This window comes from Actinomadura napierensis, from assembly GCF_039529375.1.
Lineage (GTDB): Bacteria > Actinomycetota > Actinomycetes > Streptosporangiales > Streptosporangiaceae > Spirillospora > Spirillospora napierensis.
The window spans coordinates 47782-70017 of the sequence record NZ_BAAAMR010000020.1; the positions used below are offsets into that span (position 1 = coordinate 47782).

Genomic DNA, 22236 nt, shown 5'->3' on the forward strand with positions numbered 1-22236 from the left:
CCCGCGGCGCCCCGCCGCACCGCGAACGCCGTCCCCGCGGTGGGCGAGGCACGGTCTCACAGACGACGCGCCCGGATTCGGTGACTCTCCGAATCCGGGCGCTCGTCACATTCCGTATACCTCCCGGGTCTTCCCGGTCAGTCGTGCGCGAGCGACTCCACGATGGAGGCCCCGGCCGCCCGGCGCGCCGGCAGCACCGCGGCAAGGGTGCCGGCGGCACCCGCCAGCAGCACGAACCCGATCACCTGCAAATAGGGCAGCGAGAAGACCGCGCCGTCCTCCATCGCGTTGGTCGCCGCCCAGCCGAACGCCACCCCGAGCACGACCCCGGTGAACGCGCCGATCACCGCCATGACCAGCGCCTCGACCGACAGCATCCGGCGCAGCTGCCGGCGGGTCAGGCCGAGGGCGCGCAGCAGCGCCGACTCGCGGGTCCGCTCCACCACCGACAGCGTGAGGGTGTTGGCGATGCCGAACAGCGCGATGACGATCGCCAGGCCGAGCAGCCCGCCGAAGATCATCAGCATCATGTCGATGGCGTTGCTCACGCTCTTCTCGAACTCGGCGGACGAGTAGACCTTCGCGGCCGGGTAGGGCCACGCGGCCGCCTCGACGGCGCGGCGCGCCGTGTCGGGCGGCACGCCGTCCCGGTCCTTGATGTAGATCGCGGAGTCGTCGGGAGCGCCGAAGTAGCGGGTGAAGTCCGCCTCCGGCACCAGCAGGGCGCCGAGCGAGGTCGCCGACGTGCTGTACACCGCGGTGATCTTCACTGGCACCGTGCCGTGCGCCGTCCGCACCTGCACCGTCCGCCCGGCGGACAGGCCGTGCTTCTCCGCGATGCGCTTCTCCACGATCGCGGTCCCCGGCTTCAGCCCGGCCGACGTCAGGGCGGAGGCGGACCCGTCGACGAGCTTCGGCTTCAGGACGGTCCCGAGCGCCGTCCCGGTCAGGCTCGCGACGCCGGTCTTCTTGCCGTCGACGTAGCCGTCCTTGGCCAGCACCTCGAACACGTTGGAGAACTCGGGCCGCTTCTTCAGCACCTCGGTCAGCGCGTGCGGGGCCCGGCCGCCGCCGTCGCCGGTCCGCGCCTGCACCTGGAACTCGGCCGGATACTGCTCCGCCAGCTTCTGCGCCGACGTCGCCTTGCCGCTGGCCGCGACGACCGCGAACAGGCTCATCAGCCCGATCCCGACGGTCAGCGCGATCGTCGTGGTCGCGGTGCGGCGCGGGGACCGGCGCGCGTTCTCCACGGCGAGCCGTCCCGGCACCCCGCCGAGCCGCGCCGGGACGATCCCGGCGACGCGTCCGAGCGGGCGCACCAGGACCGGCATCGCCGTCACCACCGCGAGGAAGAACACGGCGCCCGCGAGCGCGACCGTGTACATCGCGGCCTGCCCCTTCGCCATGCTCACCGAGCCCAGCACGCCGAGCGCGAGCCCGGCCCCGCCGAGCAGCACCGCCATCACTGTGCGGACGCGGCCGAGCCGGAACCGTCCCCCGGCCGGCTCCAGCTCCGTGCGCAGCGCCGCGACCGGCGCGACCCGCGTCGCCGCCCGCGCCGGCAGCAGCGCGGACACGACCGTCACCACCACGCCGACCGCGAGGCCGATCGCGATCGTCGGCGCGGACAGCGCCAGCCCGTCCATCCGCACCTTGTCGGTGAACCGGGCCATCACCGCGACCGCGCCGGCGCCGAGCCCCGCGCCGACGAGGATGCCGAGCGCCGACCCGATGAGCCCGACCGCGAACGCCTCGGTGACCACCCCGCCGAACACCTGCCGGCGGGTCGCGCCGACGCAGCGCAGCAGCGCCATCTCCCGCATCCGCTGCGCGATCAGGATCGAGAACGTGTTGTAGATGACCAGCGCCGAGACCAGCATCGCGACCAGGCCGAAGATCAGCAGGCCGGCCTGGATGATCTCGGTGTCCGCGCCGGCCGCGTCGGCCAGCCTCTTCGCCAGCTGCTCGCCCGTGAGGACCTCGTACCCGTCGCCGACCGCCGCCGCGACGGCGCCCTTGCCCGCGCCCAGGACGTCGATCTCCTGGTACTTCTTCGCGCCCGTCATCGCCAGCGCGGTGGCGGTGTCGAAGCCGACGCCGCCCCGGGACCCCGCCTCCTCGTCGATGCCGAAGTCGACCAGGCCGACGACGGTGAAGCGGTGCGGGCGGTTCGCGTGGTCCAGGACCGTCACCGCGTCGCCGACCCCGTACCCGGAGCGGTCCGCGAGGTCCTTGCCGAGCACGGCCTCGGACCCGCCGGACGGGACCCGGCCTTTGGTGACGTCGAAGCGCAGCAGGTTCCCGGACGGCACCGAGATGCCGACGTTCGGCAGGTCGCCCACGGTCTTGCCGTCCTTGCCGACGAGCGCCGCGTCCCCGCGCACCGTGCCTTGCGCGTCCGTCACGCCGGGAACCGCCTTGACACGGTCCAGCACGTCGAGCGGGACGCCGGGGTCGTCCCGGGGGCCGGTGTCCTTGCCCGGAGCGGGCTGGACGGCGACGTCGACCTTGTCGGCCGACCTGGCGAACGTCCGCGCGACACCCTGGTTCATCGTGTCGGTCAGCACGAACGTGCCGGAGATGAAGCCCACGCCGAGGGTGATGGCCACCGCCGTCAGCAGCAGGCGCAGCTTGTGGGCCCGCAGGCCCGCCAGCGTCGTCCTCAACATCGGGGCCGACCCCCGGGCGGACGGGTGAACGTGCTGGTCACGGCGGCTCCTTCGTGGGCGGATACGACCGTGATCAACGCTAGGAACCCGCGGCGCCGCTGCCATCGGCCGAGCGGCTCCGCTCCGTGTCAGCTTTCCGGCTGCCCCGGCGCGCGGCGTACGACCTGAGGCGTACGCATCCGGATCGCAGACGTGAAGGCGCCGGAAGCCCCCTGTGGGACCTCCGGCGCCTCAGTGCCGGGCCGCCGTGCGCCCGGCGCGGCCGATCAGCCGTTGTGGACGGACGCGCCGCCCTTGCAGCCCGCGCCCGCGATGCCGATGACGGCGACGGCGTTGCCGCAGACGTCGATCGGGATCGAGATCGGCGCGTTGACCTGGTTGCCGCCCAGGATGGAGCCGTTGCCGCTGGTCTGATTGCCGTTGAACTGGCCATGGCCGTGGCCGTGGCCGTGCCCCCCGGCGTACGCGGGGGCCGCGGCCAGAACCGAACCGGCGACCGCGAAACCGAGGATGCCGGTGGCGGCGAGCTTCTTGAACACGAGAGTCCTCCCGTACCGGGCCGAGGGCCCGAAGCGAATATTTCCGAAGCCGCCCTCTAGAGGGCGTCGCGTACGGTAGTTACCCAGCTACTCTCGGGTAAGCCAACAGAGCGGCCCAGCATGAGGGCAAATAGTCACCAACGAGTAATCATGGCGTTACAAAGTGTAACCGTTTTGTCGCGTTAGCCGGACCTGTCTCGTGGCCGGGCACCGAACGCGCCGGAGGCCCCTGGGGGTCCTCCGGCGCTTCGTGCCGGTCCGTCGCCGGACCGGGCGCGGCCGATCAGCCGTTGTCGACGGACGCGCCGCCCTTGCAGCTCCCGGTCGCGTGGGCGAGGATCACCGCGATGCCGTTGCCGCACACGTCGATCGGAGCCGAGATCGGAAGGTTGATCTGGTTTCCGCCGACGATGGAGCCGTTGCCGCTGGTCTGGTTGCCGTTGAACTGGCCACCGTGGCCATGCTCCTTGCCATGGTCCTTGCCATGGCCGTGGTCCCAGCCGCCCGCGTACGCGGGCGCCGCTCCCAGGGCCGAACCGACCACCGCGAAACCGAGGATGCCGGTGGCGACGAGCTTCTTGAACACGAGTCCTCCCGTACCGGGCCGACCGGCCCGAAGCGAATATTTCCGAAGCCGCCCTCTTGAGGGCGTCGCGTACGGTAACTACCCGGTCACTTTCAGATCAGAGGCTAGTGCGGCTCAGCAGGGCGGCAATTCGTCACCATGAGGTGATCATGAACTCACCCGGCGTCACCGGTTTGACCGCTTTTGACCAGACCCGTCTCGTAGGCGAAGACGACCGCCTGCACCCGGTCGCGGAGCCCCAGCTTCATCAGGATCCGGCCCATGTGCGTCTTCACCGTCGCCTCCGAGACGAACAGCCGGCCGGCGATCTCCGCGTTCGACATCCCCCGCGCGACGAGCCGCAGCACCTCGCCCTCCCGCTCGGTCAGGCTCTCCAGCGCACCGGTCGCCTTCTCCTCCGAGTCCGGCAGGTGCAGCGCGAACCGGTCGAGCAGCCGCTTGGTGGTGCTCGGCGCCACCACCGCGTCCCCCGAGTGCACCGCCTTGATCGCCTCGATCAGCTGCGCCGGGCCCGCGTCCTTCAGCAGGAACCCGCCCGCGCCCGCCTTGATCGCCGCGAACGCGTACTCGTCCAGGTCGAAGGTGGTCAGGATGATCACCTTGGGCGCGTCCTCGCCGCCGCCGCGCCCGGCACCGCCCCATTCGCCGGACGCCATCCGCCTCGTCGCCTCGATGCCGTCCATCCGGGGCATCCGGACGTCCATCAGCACCACGTCCGCCACCGTCGTCCGCAGCAGGTCGAGGGCCTGCTGGCCGTCCCCGGCCTCGCCCACCACCTCGATGTCGGGCTGGGCGTCCAGCACCATCGTGAAGCCGGCCCGCACCAGCTCCTGATCGTCCACCAGCACGACCCGGATCGGGCCGGGCTCCGGCTCGTCCATCTCCATCACGCCTCCTCATAACGGGCACGCAGTGGGACGGACCCCACCTCGTCCCCACGCTCACGCCCTACGCTCCCACCCAAACCCCCACCCCCGAACCCACACCCCGCACAGACCCCCGCGCGGCCGCATCCGAACGCCGATCGAGCGGACGCCGGGGCGTGCGGGCGGGCGGGGTCACATGGCCTCGGTGGTCGGGATGCGCGCGACCACCTCGAAGCCGCCGCCGGGACACGGCGCGGCGCGGACGTCGCCGCCGTACACCGCGGCGCGCTCCCGCATCCCCACGAGACCATGGCCGCGCCCGTCGTCGGCCGCCGCCGCGCCCCGCCCGTCGTCGTGCACCAGGACCTCCACCGCATCGCAGGCGTATCGCAGCTGGACGGTCGCGGCCACCCGCGGCCCGCCGTGCTTGAGCGTGTTCGTCAGCGCCTCCTGCACGATCCGGAACACCGTCAGCTGGCGTCCCTCCGACATGTCCGGCGGCGAACCGGCGACCTCGAACGTCACCGGCAGCCCCGACGAGCGCACCTGCTCGACCAGGTCGTCCAGCTGCGCCACGCCGGGCTGCGGCGCGTAGGCCTTCGCGTCGTCGTCCTCCCTCAGCACCCCGAGCAGCCGCCGCATCTCCGACAGCGCCGTGCGCCCGGTCAGCGAGATCGTCTCCAGCGCCTGCCGGGCCCGCCCCACGTCCGTGTCGATCGCGAAGGACGCGCCGTCCGCCTGCACCACGATCACGCTGACGTTGTGCGCCACCACGTCGTGCAGCTCGCGGGCGATGCGCGCCCGCTCCGCCGCCATCGCCATCTTCACCTCGGCGTCGCGTTCCCGCTCGAGCCGCGCCGCCCGCTCCTCGACGGAGCTGAGGTAGGCGCGGCGCGTCCGCATGTGCAGGCCGAGGATCCACACGCCCGCCACCACCGCCGACAGCATCAGCAGCGTCGACCGCTGATCGTCACGGCCGGACGGGTACCGCAGCGTCGCCATCACCGCGCCGAGCTCGCCCACCACCACCGCCGCGAGGGCCCAGCGGAACGCGCACCCGGCCGCGACCGTGTACAGGCCCATCAGGACGGCCACGTTCGCCGCCACCGGCAGGGCACCGGCGGCGCACTGGACGCCCGAGATCAGCGCCACCACCGCGAAGACCGTCCGCGGGAACGTCCGCCGCAGGACCAGCGGCGCGACGAGCCCGGCCGTCAGCGCGAGATAGGCCGGCTCCGCCATCGCCTGGTGCCCGCCGAGCAGCGCGGGGAGCGACACGAGCAGCACGGGGACCGCGAAAAAGGCGTCGACCAGCGCCTTCTTGCCGCGCAGCCACTCCCAGAACCTCCCGACCATGCCGCCAGCGTATGTACCCGCTGGTCAGGCCGGGATCAGCCGGAAGTCGGACCGGTGTCCGCCACAGGGATGGTCCGGGGGCCGTCCCACGGTAACGTCACGGACGTGGCGGCGTTGGTTTCCGAGTGGCTGACATGGCGCACCGCGATGGAGCGGGCGCTGTACGGGGAGAGCGGTTTCTACCGGCGGGGCGAGCGCCCCGCCGAGCATTTCCGCACCTCGGTGCACGCCTCACCGCGCTTCGCCACCGCGATCGCCCGGCTCCTGCTCGACGTCGACGCCGCGCTCGGCCGCCCCTCGCGGCTCGACCTCGTCGACATCGGCGCCGGCTCGGGCCGTCTGCTGAGCAACATCCTCGCCTGCCTTCCCCCCGGCATCACCTCCCGGCTGGTCCCCACCGCCGTGGAGATAGCACCACGGCCCTCCGACATTCCGGCGGCCATCACCTGGCGCGCCGACCTTCCCGACCGCATCACCGGCCTCGCCGTCGCCAACGAATGGCTCGACAACATCCCCCTCGACGTCGTCGAGCACACCGCGGACGGCGTCCGCACCGTCCTGGTCGACCCGTCCAGCGGCAGCGAACGCCCGGGGGCGGAGCCGTCCGCCGAGGACCGCGACTGGCTGGACCGCTGGTGGCCGCTCCACGAGCCGGGCGACCGCGCCGAGATCGGGCATCCGCGCTGCGCCGCCTGGGCCTCGGTCGTCGGACGCCTCGACCGGGGGCTGGCGGTCGCCGTGGACTACTCGCATGCCCGCGACACCCGTCCGCCGTACGGCACGCTGACCGGGTACCGCGACGGCGCGACCGTCCCCGCCGTCCCGGACGGCTCCTGCGACGTGACGGCGCATGTCGCCCTCGACGCCTGCACCGCCGCGGGCGAGCGGGCCGGCGCCACGGCCACGCTCCTCACGACCCAGCGCGCCGCCCTCCTCGCGCTGGGCCTCTCCGGCGCCCGCCCGCCCCTGGCCCTGGCCCACAGCGACCCCCGCGGCTACCTCGCCGCCCTGTGCCGCGCCGGCGAGGAGGCCGAACTCACCGACCCGTCCGGCCTGGGCGGTTTCGGGTGGCTCGCGCAGGCGGTGGGCATCCCCCTCCCGCCCGCGTTTGCCACCTCCTAACGCGTTCCCACCGACACCCGACGGGCTGCCCGGCGGGGGCTCGGGCGGTGTTTCAGCACTCCACGTGGAGGGCCTGCAGGCCGCGCAGGACGAAGCCGGGCTTCCACTCCGGCTCGGAGACCAACCGCAGGTCCGGGGCCAGCCGGAGCAGCGCAGCCAGGGACTCGGCCAGTTCGATCCGGGCGAGCGGGGCGCCGAGGCAGTAATGGATGCCGAGGCCGAACGTGATGTGCGGGTTCGGATCGCGCGCGAGGTCGAGCCGGTCGGGATCGGCGAACACCTCGGGGTCCCGGTTGGCGGACGCGAACTGCAACGCCACCTCGGCACCGCGCGGAATGTCCACGCCCGCGACGGTGATGTCCTCCAGCACCCACCGCTCGAACATCGGCGCCGGCGTGTCGTACCGCATGAGTTCCTCGACCGCCGTGGGCACGAGCGAGCCGTCCCGCCTGAGCCGCTCCAGCTCGCCGGGGTTGCGGAACAGCGTCCACCACCCGTTGCCCGTCGCGTTGACCGTCGCCTCGTGCCCCGCGTTGAGCAGCAGGACACAGGTGCCAATCAACTCGTCCTCGGTCAGCCGGTCCCCCTCGTCCACCACCTGGGCGAGCGCGCTGATCAGGTCGTCGCACGGCTCCTTGCGGCGCGACCGGGCCAGTTCCCGCAGGTAGTCGGAGAACTCCACTGCCGCGCGGACCGCCGTCCGCTGCGCCTCCTCGGGCGGGTTCAGCTCGTACATGCCGCAGATGTCCGCTGACCAGGGGCGCAACAGGGGGCGATCCGCCGCGGGCACGCCGAGCATCTCCGCGATCACCGTGACCGGCAGCGGCTCGGCGACCTCGGCGATCAGGTCACCGCCGCCCTCGGCGGCGAGCGCCCCGGCCGCCTCCTCCGCCAGCCTCCGGACCGTCGGCCGCAGCCCCTCGACCATCCGCGCCGTGAACGCCTTGGACACCAGCCGCCGCAGCCGCGTGTGCGTGGGCGGCTCGACGTCGAGCATCCCCGCGCGGACCAGGTCCCAGAACGGCTTGAGGAACTCCGCCTCCGGCTCCTGCCCGAACTCCTCGTGCCCGGCCACGTGCAGGTAGGAACGGCCGAGCCGCCTGTCCCGCAGCAGCGCGTCGACGTCCTCGTACCGGCTGACGACCCACTGCCCGGTCGGCTCATGGAAGAACGCCGGCCGTTCGTCCCGCAGCGTCGCGAACACCGGATACGGGTTCGCCACGAACTCCGCCGACCACGGCTCGTATCCAAAATCACTCACCCCCAGACAATAAGGCGCGCCCTCACGAACTCCCCCAAACAAGGCAGACACCACGGCGAAGGCCGGCCGACAGACACCACGCTGGGAGCGGCCGACAGACAACACGCAGGGGTGGTTCAGACGCCGCGGTCGGGGTTGGTCAGGGATGGCGGCGGGACGCGAGGTTTCCCGGTGCGAGGTGGCGGGACAGGGTGTCGAGGGCGTCCGCCACCTCCGTGATGTGCTCCCTTCCTCCCAGTGCCGCCGCCAGGGCGGCGTCGATGGTGGTGGCCCGCACCTCGGCCACGCGTTCGGAGACCTCGTCGGCCTTGCGGACCAGCGAGCGGCGGCGGTCGTCCGGGTCGGGGGCGGTCACCACCGATCCGGTCTTCCTGAGCCGCGCGACGGCGGTGGAGACCTGGCTCTGCGGCAGCCCGGTCCGCTCGGCGATCTCCCCGATCGCGCTGTCCGGATGGTCGACGATGTCGCTCAGCACGATCAGGACCGCGCGGGGGCCGCCCGCCGGACCGCCGTGCGGCGCCGGCATCGCCTCCTCCCCGATCTTCATCAGCGTCCGTCCCAGCAGGAACAACTCGACTCCGTTCACACCTCCCAACTTACATCTGGACAGATGCATCTCTTTAGATATATCTATAGAGATGTATTTGCCGATGGCTCGACCCACTCCTCAGGAGGACGCGATGAACGCGACCACGACCGCGATGCTGCAGGTGCCCGGCGCGAAGCTGTACTACGAGGTCCGCGGGGAGGGGCCGCTGCTGGTCATCGGGCAGAGCGGCGAGGGCGACGCCCACCGGACCGCCGATCTCGTCGACCGGCTCGCCGGGCACTACACGGTCGCCACCTACGACCGCCGGGGCCTTTCCCGGACGGAGGTGGACGATCCCTCCCTCCCGGTGACGCCCGCCATGCACGCCGAGGACGTCCACCACCTGCTCGCCGCGCTGACCGACGAACCGGCCCTGATGCTCGGGTGCAGCCTCGGTGCCCTGTACGGACTGCACCTGGCGGCGGCGCACCCCGGGCAGCTATCCGCCCTCATCGCCCACGACCCCGCGACGCCCGGTCTGCTGTCGGCCGCAGACCGCGCCGACATCGAACGCCGGCTCGGCGAGATCGAGGACCTTTACCGGACGGAGGGCTGGCGTGCCGCCATGCCCGCGGCGGCCGCGCTCACCGGCCTGGACCCCGCCCGGATCGAGACCGAGGCCGGCGTCGTCGCAGCCCCGATGACCGAGGAGCGGGCGGCGAACTTCGGCTACTACCTGGCCAACGACGTCCCCCAATGCCGCATGGACACGCTCGGCCCGGCCGAGGTCGCCGCCGCAGCGGCGCACACCCGGATCATTCCCGCCGCCGGTAAGGACTCCAAGAAGGCTTGGAACCACCAGTGCGCGGTCGAGTTGTCGGCGCTGCTCGGACGTCCCATCGAGGAGTTCCCCGGCGGCCACAACGGCAACACCTCGTTCCCGACCGGCTTCGCCGCACGCGTCCGCGAACTGTTCACGACGTCCTCCTGACCCCTTCGAGATCCCGTCCGACGCCACTCATGTTCGACGGGCCCGGACGGGCAGGGAAGTGGAATGTCGTTCTGTGGATAACCGGGTCCGTCAGCGGGCGGCCCAGTGGGCGGGGTCGCCGCCGGCGCTGCGGGCCGCCTGGGCGCGGCGGGCGGTCGACTCGACGATCGCGCGGGCCTCGCCGAGCTCCCGGTCGGCCGCGGCCACCTGGACGGGTCCGGGCGGCGCGTCGACGTGGACGGTGGCCAGGCCGAACAGGCGCTGGAACGGGTTCACGGTGAGCCGGACGCTCTGCGCGCGCGCATGAGCGATCACATCGGTGCGCTGGCAGGGCCATCCGTGCCGCGCCACGAAGACCACGTCGTCGGAACCGGCGCCGTCCGCCCGGTCGATCGCGATCGACTTCGAGGAGGCGGGGACGAGCGGCACCGAATCGACGCGGGTGCCGGGGAAGACCTGCGAGACGAGGTGCATGGCGACGTGCCTGGGCGCGATCGGCAGCAGCGTCGAGGACAGCGCCTGGCGCTCCCCCGCGTAGCCGGCGACGGTGACCTCGACGCGGGCCCATCCGACCCGGCGCCAGATCGCCGGCTCGATGATGCTGACGGCCTGGATGCGACCGGGCGGAAGTGTCTGCATCCGCGTCTCGAGCAGCCCGTACCGCAGCCGTATCCCGTCCGGTGACATCGCGACCGTGAAGTTGGCGTACATCACCAGCGGCGCGATGACGGCCCGGATGAGCCCGAGCACGATGGGGACCGTGACCGCCAGGATGCCGCCCTCGGCGTACACCACGAGGAACACCAGCGTCGCGAAGAAGAGCACTCCCGTGCCGAGCACCGGCAGCCGGAGGAGCAGCGAGGCGAGCAGGTTTCCGAACGGGACGCGCCACATGTGCCGTTCCGGCGCCTCGGGCGTGTGCCCGGGCAGGCCGGCCGCGCGCGCGAGGAGTTCGGCGCGCAACTGCTGGGCGGAGTGGCGCCCGAGGTAGCGCAGTGCGATCTCGCTCTGCTCGCCGCCCGCGAGCTCGACTCGGACCTCCGCCAGTGCGAACACCCGTGTCACGAGCGGACGGACGACGTCGATGGCCTGGATCCGCGAGAGGGGAATGCGGCGCGCGCGCTTGTGGAGGAGCCCCGTCTCGACCACCAGGTCGTCGCCGTCGATGCGGAAGCGCAGAGCCAGCCAGGTCCACAGGCCGGACCCGATCGCCACCGCCGTCATGACCACCGACACCACGAGGAAGCGCGTCACCACTTCGGGTGTGAGTTCCAGCGCGACGCCGTTGTGCGTCTGGGTCAGCAGCAGCGGGAACCCGAGCAGCACGAAGTAGATGATGAGGAAGACGAAGGCGCGCAACGGAGCCGTCGACCAGTGCAGCCGGTGCGTCCCCTCCGAGAACCGGATCGGAGGCGGAGGCGGACGGTAGCCGGGCGGCGGCCCGTAGGCATATGGAGGCCCATAGGGCGGGCGAGGCGGGCCGTAAGGCGGACGAGGCGGCCCGTAGGGCGGCTGTCCCGGCGGACCGTACGGGCCTCGCTGCGGCCCATAAGGACCGGGTGCTCCGTACGGCGGGCCGTAAGGGCGGCTCATAGGCCCATGCTCCTGGCCTCGCCCTTCTGGGCGAGACGGTCCCGCAGGTGCGCGGCCTCCAGCGCGGGCAGGCCGGGAATGGCCGCGTCGGTCGCCGCGGCGGCCGTGTGCAGGCGGACCGTGGCGATGCCCATCCATCGCTCCAGAAGCCCCGCGGTCACGTCCACGAACTGCATGCGGCCATAAGGGACGACGATGAGCCGCTTGACGAGCACACCGTGGGTCACGACGAGGTCTTCCGCGCGCTCGACATATCCGAACGACCTGCGGTCGAGCTCGGCGACGACCCACGTGACGGCGGTCGCCAGCAGCACGGCGGCGATCCACATGACGGCCGCGACCGCACCCCCGTTCAGCCACACCGCGTACGCGCCCAGAGCTCCGACCGGAACCGCCCACAGCACGGCGGTGAGCAGCCGGTGCGGCGCGTGGCGTCCGGAGATCGTCGACCACTGGAGCCCGCCTCCGGGGGCGAACGCCTGGTCGGCTCGGTAGGTCGGCGGTGCCGCGACCGGCGGTCCCGGTTGCTGCGGGTGGGCGCCCGGCTGCCGTCCGTCCACGGCGGGCGCCTGCCCGCCCGCACCTGGCACGAAGCCGGGCCGGCCCGGTGACGCGTCCGCGGGATCCTGCGGGTGACCGCTCTGGCTGGGGTTCATCACCCCCTAGTCAATCGGATAACGCCCACCGCTCGCCATGGGACCATGAAGCGGTGATCGGAGCGGCGGAGACGCGACCATGACCACCGAGCGGATCGTCGGCATCGGTGCGGGCGCCAAGGAGCTCGCGACCGAGGACATGACGTTGAACATCGGCCCCCAGCACCCGTCCACGCACGGGGTGCTCCGGCTGAGGCTGACCTTGGACGGCGAACGGATCTCGGCGGCCGAGCCCATCGTCGGCTACATGCACCGGGGCGCCGAGAAGCTCTTCGAGGTGCGGGACTTCCGTCAGATCATCGTGCTGGCCAACCGGCACGACTGGCTTTCGGCGTTCTCCAACGAGCTCGGCGTGGTGCTCGCCGCCGAGCGGATGCTCGGCATGGAGGTGCCGGCCCGCGCGGTGTGGACCAGGACGCTGCTCGCCGAGCTCAACCGGGTGCTGAACCACCTGATGTTCCTGGGCTCGTACCCGCTGGAAGTGGGCGCGATCACGCCGATCTTCTACGCGTTCCGCGAGCGCGAGACGCTGCAGCGGGTGATGGAGGAGATCTCCGGCGGCCGCATGCACTACATGTTCAACCGTGTCGGCGGCTTGAAGGACGAGGTGCCCGCCGGGTGGACGGCGCGCGCGCGGACGGCGGTCTCCGAGGTCCGCTCCCGCATGGGCGACATCGCCGATCTCATCATGGGCAACGAGATCTTCCGCGCGCGCACACGCGGCGTCGGAGTGCTCACGCAGGAGCAGATCCTCCAGTACGGCGTGTCGGGACCGCTCGCGCGGGCGTCCGGAGTCGATTTCGACCTGCGGCGCGATGAGCCGTACCTCGCCTACGGCGAACTGGACGTGCGGGTGGTCACGCGGCAGGAAGGTGACTGCCTCGCCCGCTTCGAGTGCCTGCTGGACCAGGTGTACGCATCGCTGGACCTCGCCGACGCGTGCCTGGACAGGCTCGGCGAACTGCCGCCCGGACCCGTCAACCAGCGGCTGCCGAAGGTCCTGAAGGTGCCCGAGGGGCACACCTACGCCTGGACGGAGAACCCCCTCGGCATCAACGGCTACTACCTGGTGTCCCGGGGCGAGAAGACGCCGTGGCGGATGAAGCTACGGTCCGCCTCGTTCAACAACATCCAGGTGCTGGCGGAGCTGCTGCCCGGCAACCTGGTCGCCGACATGATCGCGATCCTCGGCTCGATGTTCTTCGTCGTCGGCGACATCGACAAGTAGCGGCGCCCACCGGAGACCCCGGGTCAAGCCCTGGAGGCGTTCCGGTCGCGCCGCTCCTCGTCGGGGTCCTTCGGCACGCGGCACGCGTACTCCAGGAAGAACGCGGCGCCCACCAGCACCACGGCCGCCAGGAACGTGCCGATGCTGACGAAGAAGTCGTGCCGCGGAGTCGACTTGTCCAGCGAGTCCGCCAGGCTGGCGGCGAACCCGCCGAAGACCCCGGCTATCAGCGCCGCGGTGTGCGCGCTGGCCTTCCCCAGCGCGGCCGTGCGCGCGACCGCCAGCGGCTCCACCGGCTTGGTGTTCGGCTTTCGCCGGATGCGGCGCAGCAGGTTGAACCCGGTGAATCCTTCACCGAGCGCCAGCAGCAGCAGCGTCGGCACCGCCGTCCACGGCAGTGGCGGCAGCGAGACGTACGCGGAACGCAGCACCGCCCAGGTGATCAGTGCCACGACGATCACGAGGGCGACGAGGAACAGCGGGCGGGACGGCTTCATGCAGGCTGCTGCAGAGTCAGATCGCTCCGGCGGCGAACGGCCGACGGGCCCCCTTCCGCCTGCTTGGCCTCCGCCAGGTCGCCCACGCGGCCGTGCCCCGGCAGCAGCACGTCCGGCTCGATGTCGGCCCACGGCACGAGCACGAACGCCCGCTCGTGCGCGCGGGGGTGCGGGAGGGTCAGGTCGGGGTCGTCGGAGGAGATGTCCCCGAACACCACGATGTCGATGTCGAGCGTGCGCGGCCCCCAGCGGACCTCGCGGACGCGGCGCAGGGAGTTCTCGATGTTGAGGACCCGCTCGAGCAGGTTCTCCGGTGGCAGCCGGGTGTCGGCCACGACCACGATGTTCAGATAGTCGCCCTGTTCGGGGATCGTCTCCCCGGGCGGCGCGAACGGGGGCGTCTCGTAGACCGGGGAGCACGCCACGAAATCCAGGCCGGGGGCGTCGAACAGCGCGTCGACCGCCTCCTGCAGGTTGTCCAGCCGGTCACCGAGGTTGCTGCCTAGCGAGAACACCACGCGGTGCTGGACCAGCATGTGGCCGCCGGTCGCGGTGCGGTCGGGCATGCGGTCGGACGCTGTCATGGGCGACTCCTCCTGATCTTCACGGCGACGTCCGTGAAGGGGTGCGGCACCGGGGCGCTCGGCTTGTGGACGGTGACCTCGGCCTCCGCCACGACCGGGTCCTCCAGACATATCTTCGCGAGCCGGTCGGCCAGCGTTTCGATCAAGTCGACGGGGTCCGCCTCGACCGCGGCGACCAGCCGCCCGGCCAGTGTGCCGTAGTCGACGGTACGCGACAGGTCGTCGGTCTCCGCGGCCGGACGGGTGTCGAGGCCGAGCGAGACGTCCACCACGAACTCCTGCCCGAGCTCGCGCTCGGCCGGCAGCGCGCCGTGCCGTCCCCGGGCGCGCAGGCCGCGCACTTCTATGCGGTCCAGGTCTGTGCGGTCCAGGCTCATTCTTCCTCTGCATCCACGGCGTTGAGGACGGGCGAACCATGGTGCAGCAGCAGCCGCCACTGCCCATCGACCCGTACGAACAGTTTCGTGGCCACGATGCTTCCGCCCGCGAGGAAACCCGCCTCGGTGTCCTCGTCCGCGGTGAGGACGTTCTCCTTGCACGTGACCACGGCGTGGTCGCCGTAGACGTCCGTCTCGACGTCGGTCAGCACGAACTGGATGTAGGTGGTGTTGGCCATGATGAGGGCCCACGAGCGCAGGACCTCGTCGCGTCCCCGCAGCATGGTCCAGCCGGGATGGACGCATGAGACGCCCGCCGCGTAGGGGCCGTCCGCCCACACGGCGGACATGCGGTCGAAGTCCGCCGCTTCGAAGGCGGCGTAGAACTCGGCGTGGACCTCTTCCAGGTCGGCGCGGTTCACTGCACGGCTCATACGTGGTCGCTCCCGGGGTGCATGGGTCGGGCGGCCTCGATCGCGGCCGCCACCCGTACGGCGTCCACGTTCGGACGTACCCGGTGCACGCGCACGCACCACGCACCGGCCGTCGCGGCAAGGGATGTGACGGCGACGGTGGCGTCATCGCATTCGGCGAACGGGCGGCGCGTCCCGTCCGGTTCGGCCAGCAGGGTCGTGAAGAAGCTCTTACGGGAGGCGCCGACGAGGATGGGGTAGCCCGTGCCGATGAGCTCGTCCAGATGAGCGAGCAAGGCCCAGTTGTGCCCGGCGGTGGGGCTCTTGGCGAATCCCAGCCCTGGGTCGAGCACGACCATGGACGGATCGACGCCCTCGCGCAGGACGGCGTCGACGCGATGCAGCAGCTCCTCGCGCACTTCGCGGACCACGTCGGCATAGACGGACCGGGTCTGCATGTCGTGGCTGTGGCCGCGCCAATGCATCACCACGTAGGGGACGCCGGCCGCGGCCACGACGCGCGGCATGTCCGGATCGGCCAGCCCGCCGCTCACGTCGTTCACCAGCCGGGCGCCGACGGCGACGGCGGCCTCCGCCACCTCCGCGCGCATGGTGTCGACGCTGACCGGGACGTTCTCCTCGGTGAGCGCCTCGATGACGGGCACCACGCGGCGCAGTTCCTCGTCCAGCGACACCCGCTGGGCCCCCGGACGCGTGGACTCCCCGCCGACGTCGACGATGTCGGCGCCCTCGGCGACGAGGTCCAGCCCGTGCCGGACGGCCTTCTCCGGATCGAACCAGGATCCGCCGTCGGAGAACGAGTCCGGTGTGACGTTGACCACGCCCATGACGAGGCATCGCCCCGGCTGGGGCAGACCCGGAACTGCGGCACTGGCCATACCGCCAACCCTATGCCTTGGGCCGGGTTCGCCGTTCGCGCCCGCCGCCCGCCCGTCCGTCGCGGCTCACCCGTCACACGCCGAACGGGCCTCAGCTCGTCGCTGAGGCCCGTTCGGCGGTTCGGTCGGGCAAGGGGCGGGGGCCGGGTCAGGAGCGGCCCAGAATCAGGCTCATCGCCTCGCTCCGCGTCTCCGGGTGATCACGGAAATCTCCGCGCACCGCCGAGGTGACCGTCTTGGCCCCCGGCTTGCGCACGCCCCGCATGGTCATGCACAGGTGCTCGGCCTCGATCACCACGATCGCGCCGCGCGGCTCCAGCACGCTCATCAGGGCGTCCGCCACCTGGCTGGTCAGCCGCTCCTGCACCTGCGGGCGACGCGCGTACACGTCGACCAGCCGCGCCAGCTTCGACAGGCCGGTGATCTGCCCCTTCTTGTTGGGCGTGTACCCCACGTGGGCCACTCCGTGGAACGGCACCAGATGGTGTTCGCACACGCTGTACACCTCGATGTCCTTCACCAGGACCATTTCCTCATGGTCGGCGTCGAACACCGTCGTCAGCGCGTCCTCGGGCGTCTGCCGCAGGCCGGCGAACTGCTCGGCGTACGCGCGCGCCACCCGCGCCGGGGTGTCGCGGAGCCCGTCGCGCTCGGGGTCCTCCCCGATCGCGAACAGGATCTCGCGCACCGCCTTCTCGATCCGCGCATGGTCGAACCCCGGGGGGTCCTCCCGCACCGGCTCTTCGTCGTAGGGGATGGCCAAGGCGGTCAGCTTTCGCCCGGGGCCGGGTCGGCGGACTCGGAGGAGACGCCGCTGCCCTGGCCGTTGTTCTTGGTCAGGTCGGTCACGTCCTGCGGACCGAGCAGCGCCAGTTCCTTCGGCGTCAGCACCGGCGGACGATCCGACGGGAGGCGCTTGCCGTAACCGGTGTAGGAGTTCTGGTGCGGCCGCTTCTGGATCGGCGCGAAGATCCGCAGCACCATCTCCTTGGAGAGGGTCTCCTTCTCCATCAGGTTGACCACCAGGTCGTCCAGGACGTCCCGGTACTCCATGAGGATCTCCCACGCGGTGTCGTGCGCGGCCTCGATGTAGCGGCGCACCTCGTCGTCGATCGCGGAGGCGATGTCCTCGGAGTAGTCCCGCTCGTGGCCCATGTCACGGCCCAGGAAGACCTCGCCCTGCCCGGTGCCGAACTTGCGGGCGCCGAGGCGCTCGCTCATGCCGTACTCGGTCACCATGTTGCGGGCGATGGAGCTGGCCTTCTCGATGTCGTTGGCCGCGCCGGTGGTCGGCTCGTGGAAGACCAGTTCCTCCGCGGTGCGCCCGCCCAGCAGCATGGCCAGCTGGTCGGTCATCTCCGAGCGCGTGGTGAGGAACTTGTCCTCCATCGGCAGGGTCATGGTGTACCCCAGCGCGCGCCCGCGCGGCAGGATCGTCACCTTGTGCACGGGGTCGGAGTTCGGCAGCGCGTGCGCCACCAGAGCGTGCCCGCCCTCGTGGTAGGCGATGATCTTCTTTTCCTTCTCCGACATCACCCGGGTCTTGCGCTCGGGCCCGGCCATGACGCGGTCGATGGCCTCCTCGAGGGTGTCCATGTCGATGAGCTTGCGGTCGAAGCGCGCCGTGAGCAGCGCGGCCTCGTTGATGACGTTCGCCAGGTCCGCACCGGTGAAGCCGGGGGTGCGGCGCGCGATGACGTCCAGCTCGACGTCCGGGGCGAACGGCTTGCCGCGGCCGTGCACGCGCAGGATGCCCTTGCGGCCTTCCAGGTCGGGACGGTCCACGGTGACCTGCCGGTCGAACCGGCCGGGACGCAGCAGCGCCGGGTCCAGGATGTCGGGACGGTTGGTCGCCGCGATGAGGATCACGCCGCCCTTGACGTCGAACCCGTCCATCTCGACCAGCAGCTGGTTCAGCGTCTGCTCGCGCTCGTCGTGGCCGCCGCCGAGGCCCGCGCCGCGGTGCCGGCCGACGGCGTCGATCTCGTCGATGAAGATGATCGACGGCGCGTTGGTCTTGGCCTGCTCGAACAGGTCGCGGACGCGGGAGGCGCCCACGCCGACGAACATCTCGACGAAGTCCGAGCCGGAGATCGAGTAGAACGGCACGCCCGCCTCGCCGGCCACGGCGCGCGCGAGCAGCGTCTTGCCGGTGCCGGGCGGGCCGTACAGCAGCACGCCCTTGGGGATCTTCGCGCCGATCGACTGGAACTTCGCCGGGTTCTGCAGGAAGTCCTTGATCTCTTCCAGCTCTTCCAGGGCCTCGTCGGCCCCGGCCACGTCGGCGAAGGTGGTCTTCGGAGTGTCCTTGGTGATGAGCTTCGCCTTCGACTTCCCGAAGTTCATCACCCGGGAGCCGCCGCCCTGCATCTGGTTCATGATGAACAGGAAGATCAGCACGATGACCACGATGGGCAGCAGGCTGAACAGCAGGTTCAGGAAGAAGCTCTGCTTGGGGACATCAACGTTGTAGCCGCCGGGCAGCTGCTTGGCGTCGGCCTGCTTCTGCAACTGGTTCTGCAGTTGGAGGCCCTGGCCGTCGACCCAGGAGGCCTGCTGCTGCTTGCCGTTCTTGAGCGTGACCTCGATCCGCTGGTCCTTGTCGACGATCTTGGCGGACTTCACCTGTCCCGCCTGGATCTCCTGGACGACCTTCGAGGTGTCGGTCTTCTCGAACGAGCGGCCGGGGTTGACGCCCCACATCACCAGGGCGACCAAGAGGCCGAACAGCAGGATCCACAGCAGCGGCCCGCGAAAATAGCGCTTCACGTCCATTTATCCGGTTACCCCTACGGGGCCCGTCCCTCCTGACCAACGTCTGTGTGCGATCCTCGCCCGTCCCGGGGGGCGGACGCCACTGCGACCAACAAAAGGCCCGTCGCCCGGGGCATCGGACCCGTCGATGGCGGTCTCCCTCACCTGGTTCCCCGACCCGAGGGTCCGGGATAACGACGGTACACCGCAGGGCACAGGAGACGCAGCCAGCGCCGATCTCCTGATCCTCTCCATATACCCGTCAACGACCTTTGCAACGATCCGTCACGGCCGCTTGTTCCCTGGGGGCTCCAGGCAGCGCGCGCGGAGGGCCCGGAGGCCACGGCCTCAGGCACCGTCGCCGCCGTACACGTGCGGTGCCAGCGTCCCCACGAACGGAAGGTTCCGATACTTCTCGGCATAGTCGAGCCCGTACCCGATGACGAACTCGTTAGGGATGTCGAAGCCGATGTACTTCACGTCGAGGTCGGCCGTCACCGCCTCCGGCTTGCGCAGCAGCGCGCAGATCTCCAGGGACGCGGGCCCGCGCGAGAGCAGGTTGCTGACCAGCCACGACAGTGTCAGACCCGAGTCGACGATGTCCTCCACGATGAGCACATGGCGGTCGAGGATGTCGGTGTCCAGGTCCTTGAGGATGCGGACCACGCCGGACGACTTGGTGCCCGAGCCGTAGGACGACACGGCCATCCAGTCCATCGAGGCCGGCGAGTGCAGCGCCCGCGCCAGGTCCGCCATGATCATGACGGCGCCCTTCAGGACGCCGACGAGCAGCAGGTCCTTGCCGTCGTAGTCCGCGTCGACCTGGGCGGCGAGCTCGCGCACCTTCGCCTGCAGGTCGGCCTCGGGGATCAGCACCTTCGCCAGGTCGTTGCCCAGGTCCTTCTCGTCCACAACCCCACCCTCATCGCTGTGAATTCGCCCGCCTGCGCGGGACGGACGCCTTGCGCGCAGGACACGCCATGTGACGGGTCGCACACGACGCGACGTCAAACCGGGCCGAACAGCAGCCTCCCATACCGCCGGAACGCTCGAAGACCCCCGGGCAGGTCGACGTGCCGCTGGCCGTGCCAGGCCGTGACCAGCCGATCCATTGCATCGACATGGACGGCCGCGAGCGTACCCGGTGGGCTGCCGGCTTTGACCGCGGCCATCCGCAGGACCCGCGTACGGACGGCTCTGTGCAGTTCTTCGAGACCGTCGACGCTAAGGGCGAGGCCGTGGCCGTCCTCGGTGGATCGGAGTTCCTCGTAAGCGCGCGCGGCCAGATCGTCCAAAGCGTCGGCGTCATCGCGCAGCATCTGGGCGGTTCGCGCCAAGGCCTTGGCCACACCCGGCCCGATCGTCGCCTCCAGGACGGGCAAAGCCTGGTGACGTACGCGCACGCGCGTGTAGGCGGGGTCGTCGTTGTGGGGGTCGTCCCAGGGTTCCAGGCCCATCGCCAGGCAGGCCCTGCGCATGGTGGCCCTATCCAGCTCCAGCAAGGGACGGAGATACAGAACCTCACCACGGGCCGAGGAGCGTCTCAGGGCCGCGGGCATCCCAGCGAGGGAACGGGTCCCGGAACCTCGCGCCAGCCCCAGGAGGACCGTCTCCGCCTGGTCGTCCCGGGTGTGGCCGAGGAGTACCGCCGCCGCTCCTAGGCGATCGGCGGCCTCGTCCAGGGCCGCGTAGCGGGCATTGCGGGCCGCGTTCTCCATCCCGCCCTCGCCGTCCACCGTGACGGCGATCGAGCCGGCCGGGTCCAGACCGAGGTCGGCGAGCGTGCGCACGACAGCGTCCGCGCGCGCGCCCGAGCCGTCCTGCAGGCCGTGGTCGATGGTGATTCCGCCCGCGTGAAGGCCCGCCCTGGGCGCCTCGAAGGCGAGGGCTCCAGCCAACGCCAGCGAATCCGCGCCGCCGCTACAGGCGGCGAGCGCCATGCTTCCGGCAGGCAGGTCGGCCAGGACGCGCCGCACCGCCAGCCGTACCGCCGCCACCGCCGGATCAGGCCCCATGGGAAACGTCTACCACCGGAGGCCCTGACGCGGCGGAAGCGGCATCCGCGTTCATGTCCCCGTGGCACGCCTCTGCGACGGCGCCATCGAGGACCTCACGCCTCGCTGGCCTCCGGCGGGACCACGTCGATGGCACGCGGGCCGACGACCCGGTCCATCCAGCGGGCGGGCTCCTTGATCTCCTCGTGCGTGGGCAGGGTCTCCGGGGACTGCCACACCTGGTTGAACCCGCTCATGCCGGCCTCCGCGACGACCCGCCGGACGAACCGGGAGCCCTCCGCGTACTGCCGCATCTTCAGGTCGATGCCGAGCAGGCGCCGGATCGTCTTGTCCAGCTTGGAGCCGCCGTCACGGCGCCCCTGGAAGCGGGCGCGGATCTGCTCCACCGAAGGCACGACCTCCGGCCCGACCGCGTCCATCACGTAGTCGCCGTGCCCCTCGACCAGGGTCATCACGGCGGTCAGCCGGTCCAGGATCTTGCGCTGCTCGGGGGTCTGGATCGCGTCGATGAGGTTGGAGTCCCCGCCGCGCACGGCGTCGGCCACGGCCTCCGCCGCGTCCCGGATGCGGTCCAGCATCACGCCGGGGTCCAGGTCGGACGCCAGCAGGAACTGGGTCATCTGGTCCTGCACGTACTCGCGCAGCCACGGAACCCCGGTGAACTGCGCGCGATGCGTCTCCTCGTGCAGGCACACCCACAGCCGGAAATCGCGTGTGTGGACGCCGAGCTCCTGCTCCACATGGACGATGTTGGGCGCCACCAGCGTGAGCCGTCCCGTGGGGGCGCGCCCGGACGGGTCCGGCGGCAGGAACAGCTCGTACTGCCCGAGGACACGGCTGGCCATGTAGGCCAGGATCGCGCCCACCTGCATACCGGTCACCCGCGAGCCGACCGCCTGCACCACCACGTTGCCCGCGCCGCCCAGCGGGCCGGGGCCCTTGCGCTCGGACATCTGCTCCATGAGCGGTTCCAGCACGACCCGGAAGCCGTCCACGTTGGCGCGGATCCATCCGGGCCTGTCCACGACCGTCGCCGGGTCCGGATCGAGCTCGGAGGCCATGCCGGTGAAGTCCCGCACGTGCCCGTGCGCGTCCTTGGACAGCTCCCGCAGCTGCGCCACCACCTCGCGGGCCTCTTCGTGGCTGACCTGCGGTCCCGGCCGCACCAGACGCGTTCCCGCCTGGACCGCCACATTCCAGTCGATCATTGAGGCGCTCATGTGCTCCACCGTACTTTTCGGACACGGCGCCGGAGCGCCCCTGCACGATCGTTCAACGAACAACCGTTCTGGTTATCTCCC

22 protein-coding genes are annotated in these 22236 nt (G+C 71.1%); 3 read left to right on the plus strand and 19 right to left on the minus strand.

All coding sequences use genetic code 11. The annotated features are described in order from the left end of the window. Positions 1–137 precede the first annotated feature (137 nt). The 5 genes from ABD296_RS13970 to ABD296_RS13990 form a co-directional block, all read right to left on the minus strand. Positions 138–2669 carry an ABC transporter permease gene (locus ABD296_RS13970; protein WP_344266131.1) on the minus strand — a complete coding sequence of 844 codons (2532 nt, stop codon included), beginning with the start codon at positions 2667–2669 and terminating at the stop codon, positions 138–140. A gap of 266 nt (positions 2670–2935) precedes the next feature. Further along, positions 2936–3208: a chaplin family protein gene (locus ABD296_RS13975; RefSeq protein ID WP_344266134.1), complete on the minus strand. Its 273-nt coding sequence runs from the start codon at positions 3206–3208 to the stop codon at positions 2936–2938. A 283-nt stretch (positions 3209–3491) separates the two neighbouring features. Further along, entirely contained in the window at positions 3492–3794 is a 303-nt protein-coding gene (locus ABD296_RS13980) for a chaplin family protein (RefSeq protein WP_344266137.1), read from the minus strand. 155 nt (positions 3795–3949) lie between these two features. Next, a complete protein-coding gene (locus ABD296_RS13985; RefSeq protein WP_344266288.1) occupies positions 3950–4675 on the minus strand; it encodes a response regulator transcription factor in 726 nt (241 codons plus the stop codon). 177 nt (positions 4676–4852) lie between these two features. Next, a complete protein-coding gene (locus tag ABD296_RS13990) occupies positions 4853–6016 on the minus strand; it encodes a sensor histidine kinase (protein WP_344266139.1) in 1164 nt (387 codons plus the stop codon). Positions 6017–6121: 105 nt separating this feature from the next. Between ABD296_RS13990 and ABD296_RS13995 the strand changes: the two genes are divergently transcribed. Beyond that, positions 6122–7138: an SAM-dependent methyltransferase gene (locus tag ABD296_RS13995; protein WP_344266142.1), complete on the plus strand. Its 1017-nt coding sequence runs from the start codon at positions 6122–6124 to the stop codon at positions 7136–7138. A gap of 52 nt (positions 7139–7190) precedes the next feature. Here ABD296_RS13995 and ABD296_RS14000 read toward each other — a convergent pair whose 3' ends face one another. Continuing rightward, a complete protein-coding gene (locus tag ABD296_RS14000) occupies positions 7191–8399 on the minus strand; it encodes a cytochrome P450 (protein ID WP_344266145.1) in 1209 nt (402 codons plus the stop codon). 139 nt (positions 8400–8538) lie between these two features. Then, the gene (locus tag ABD296_RS14005; RefSeq protein ID WP_344266148.1) at positions 8539–8985 is read right to left on the minus strand and encodes a MarR family transcriptional regulator; all 447 of its coding nucleotides are present in this window, start codon (positions 8983–8985) and stop codon (positions 8539–8541) included. Between the two features lie 94 nt (positions 8986–9079). On the opposite strand from ABD296_RS14005, the gene ABD296_RS14010 reads away from it, so the two are divergent. Continuing rightward, the gene (locus tag ABD296_RS14010; RefSeq protein WP_344266151.1) at positions 9080–9919 is read left to right on the plus strand and encodes an alpha/beta fold hydrolase; all 840 of its coding nucleotides are present in this window, start codon (positions 9080–9082) and stop codon (positions 9917–9919) included. A gap of 90 nt (positions 9920–10009) precedes the next feature. Here the strand turns inward: ABD296_RS14010 and ABD296_RS14015 are convergent, their stop codons facing one another. Then, positions 10010–11278, minus strand: coding sequence for a PH domain-containing protein (locus ABD296_RS14015; protein WP_344266155.1), 1269 nt, complete (start codon positions 11276–11278; stop codon positions 10010–10012). A gap of 230 nt (positions 11279–11508) precedes the next feature. Next, the gene (locus tag ABD296_RS14020) at positions 11509–12168 is read right to left on the minus strand and encodes a PH domain-containing protein (RefSeq protein ID WP_344266158.1); all 660 of its coding nucleotides are present in this window, start codon (positions 12166–12168) and stop codon (positions 11509–11511) included. A 79-nt stretch (positions 12169–12247) separates the two neighbouring features. Here ABD296_RS14020 and ABD296_RS14025 point away from each other — a divergent pair, with 79 nt between their 5' ends. Further along, positions 12248–13396: an NADH-quinone oxidoreductase subunit D gene (locus ABD296_RS14025; protein WP_344266161.1), complete on the plus strand. Its 1149-nt coding sequence runs from the start codon at positions 12248–12250 to the stop codon at positions 13394–13396. A 23-nt stretch (positions 13397–13419) separates the two neighbouring features. Here ABD296_RS14025 and ABD296_RS14030 read toward each other — a convergent pair whose 3' ends face one another. The 10 genes from ABD296_RS14030 to ABD296_RS14075 form a co-directional block, all read right to left on the minus strand. Next, a complete protein-coding gene (locus tag ABD296_RS14030; RefSeq protein WP_344266164.1) occupies positions 13420–13893 on the minus strand; it encodes a DUF3180 domain-containing protein in 474 nt (157 codons plus the stop codon). Beyond that, entirely contained in the window at positions 13890–14477 is a 588-nt protein-coding gene (gene folK / locus ABD296_RS14035) for a 2-amino-4-hydroxy-6-hydroxymethyldihydropteridine diphosphokinase (protein WP_344266167.1), read from the minus strand. The genes ABD296_RS14030 and folK overlap by 4 nt, the downstream gene beginning before the upstream one ends. After that, positions 14474–14854, minus strand: a complete 381-nt coding sequence (gene folB, locus ABD296_RS14040; protein WP_344266170.1) for a dihydroneopterin aldolase — start codon at positions 14852–14854, stop codon at positions 14474–14476. The genes folK and folB overlap by 4 nt, the downstream gene beginning before the upstream one ends. Beyond that, complete coding sequence (locus tag ABD296_RS14045; protein WP_344266173.1) at positions 14851–15288, minus strand: nuclear transport factor 2 family protein; 438 nt, start codon at positions 15286–15288, stop codon at positions 14851–14853. Before ABD296_RS14045 ends, folB begins: the two co-directional genes overlap by 4 nt. Continuing rightward, positions 15285–16166, minus strand: a complete 882-nt coding sequence (folP, locus tag ABD296_RS14050; protein WP_344266176.1) for a dihydropteroate synthase — start codon at positions 16164–16166, stop codon at positions 15285–15287. The genes ABD296_RS14045 and folP overlap by 4 nt, the downstream gene beginning before the upstream one ends. Positions 16167–16314: 148 nt before the next feature. Continuing rightward, the gene (gene folE / locus ABD296_RS14055) at positions 16315–16929 is read right to left on the minus strand and encodes a GTP cyclohydrolase I FolE (RefSeq protein WP_344266179.1); all 615 of its coding nucleotides are present in this window, start codon (positions 16927–16929) and stop codon (positions 16315–16317) included. Between the two features lie 5 nt (positions 16930–16934). Next, on the minus strand, positions 16935–18941 hold the full coding sequence (ftsH, locus tag ABD296_RS14060; RefSeq protein ID WP_344266182.1) for an ATP-dependent zinc metalloprotease FtsH: 2007 nt from the start codon (positions 18939–18941) through the stop codon (positions 16935–16937). A 327-nt stretch (positions 18942–19268) separates the two neighbouring features. Next, the gene (gene hpt / locus ABD296_RS14065) at positions 19269–19832 is read right to left on the minus strand and encodes a hypoxanthine phosphoribosyltransferase (protein ID WP_344266185.1); all 564 of its coding nucleotides are present in this window, start codon (positions 19830–19832) and stop codon (positions 19269–19271) included. 95 nt (positions 19833–19927) lie between these two features. Beyond that, positions 19928–20935: a tRNA lysidine(34) synthetase TilS gene (gene tilS, locus ABD296_RS14070; protein ID WP_344266188.1), complete on the minus strand. Its 1008-nt coding sequence runs from the start codon at positions 20933–20935 to the stop codon at positions 19928–19930. 95 nt (positions 20936–21030) lie between these two features. Continuing rightward, positions 21031–22143 (minus strand): zinc-dependent metalloprotease, encoded by a 1113-nt coding sequence (locus ABD296_RS14075; RefSeq protein WP_344266291.1) that lies wholly within the window; start codon positions 22141–22143, stop codon positions 21031–21033. Positions 22144–22236: the final 93 nt, after the last annotated feature.

Excerpts from the sequence above, each read along its gene's own strand:
- tilS (WP_344266188.1), bottom strand. The coding sequence starts at position 20,935 with ATGGGGCCTGATCCGGCGGTGGCGGCGGTACGGCTGGCGGTGCGGCGC.
- ABD296_RS14020 (WP_344266158.1), bottom strand. The coding sequence starts at position 12,168 with ATGAACCCCAGCCAGAGCGGTCACCCGCAGGATCCCGCGGACGCGTCA.
- ftsH (WP_344266182.1), bottom strand. The coding sequence starts at position 18,941 with ATGGACGTGAAGCGCTATTTTCGCGGGCCGCTGCTGTGGATCCTGCTG.
- ABD296_RS13970 (WP_344266131.1), bottom strand. The coding sequence starts at position 2,669 with ATGTTGAGGACGACGCTGGCGGGCCTGCGGGCCCACAAGCTGCGCCTG.
- ABD296_RS13985 (WP_344266288.1), bottom strand. The coding sequence starts at position 4,675 with ATGGACGAGCCGGAGCCCGGCCCGATCCGGGTCGTGCTGGTGGACGAT.
- ABD296_RS14075 (WP_344266291.1), bottom strand. The coding sequence starts at position 22,143 with ATGATCGACTGGAATGTGGCGGTCCAGGCGGGAACGCGTCTGGTGCGG.
- ABD296_RS14025 (WP_344266161.1), top strand. The coding sequence starts at position 12,248 with ATGACCACCGAGCGGATCGTCGGCATCGGTGCGGGCGCCAAGGAGCTC.
- folP (WP_344266176.1), bottom strand. The coding sequence starts at position 16,166 with ATGGCCAGTGCCGCAGTTCCGGGTCTGCCCCAGCCGGGGCGATGCCTC.
- folB (WP_344266170.1), bottom strand. The coding sequence starts at position 14,854 with ATGAGCCTGGACCGCACAGACCTGGACCGCATAGAAGTGCGCGGCCTG.
- ABD296_RS14030 (WP_344266164.1), bottom strand. The coding sequence starts at position 13,893 with ATGAAGCCGTCCCGCCCGCTGTTCCTCGTCGCCCTCGTGATCGTCGTG.
- ABD296_RS13990 (WP_344266139.1), bottom strand. The coding sequence starts at position 6,016 with ATGGTCGGGAGGTTCTGGGAGTGGCTGCGCGGCAAGAAGGCGCTGGTC.
- folK (WP_344266167.1), bottom strand. The coding sequence starts at position 14,477 with ATGACAGCGTCCGACCGCATGCCCGACCGCACCGCGACCGGCGGCCAC.
- ABD296_RS14045 (WP_344266173.1), bottom strand. The coding sequence starts at position 15,288 with ATGAGCCGTGCAGTGAACCGCGCCGACCTGGAAGAGGTCCACGCCGAG.
- ABD296_RS14010 (WP_344266151.1), top strand. The coding sequence starts at position 9,080 with ATGAACGCGACCACGACCGCGATGCTGCAGGTGCCCGGCGCGAAGCTG.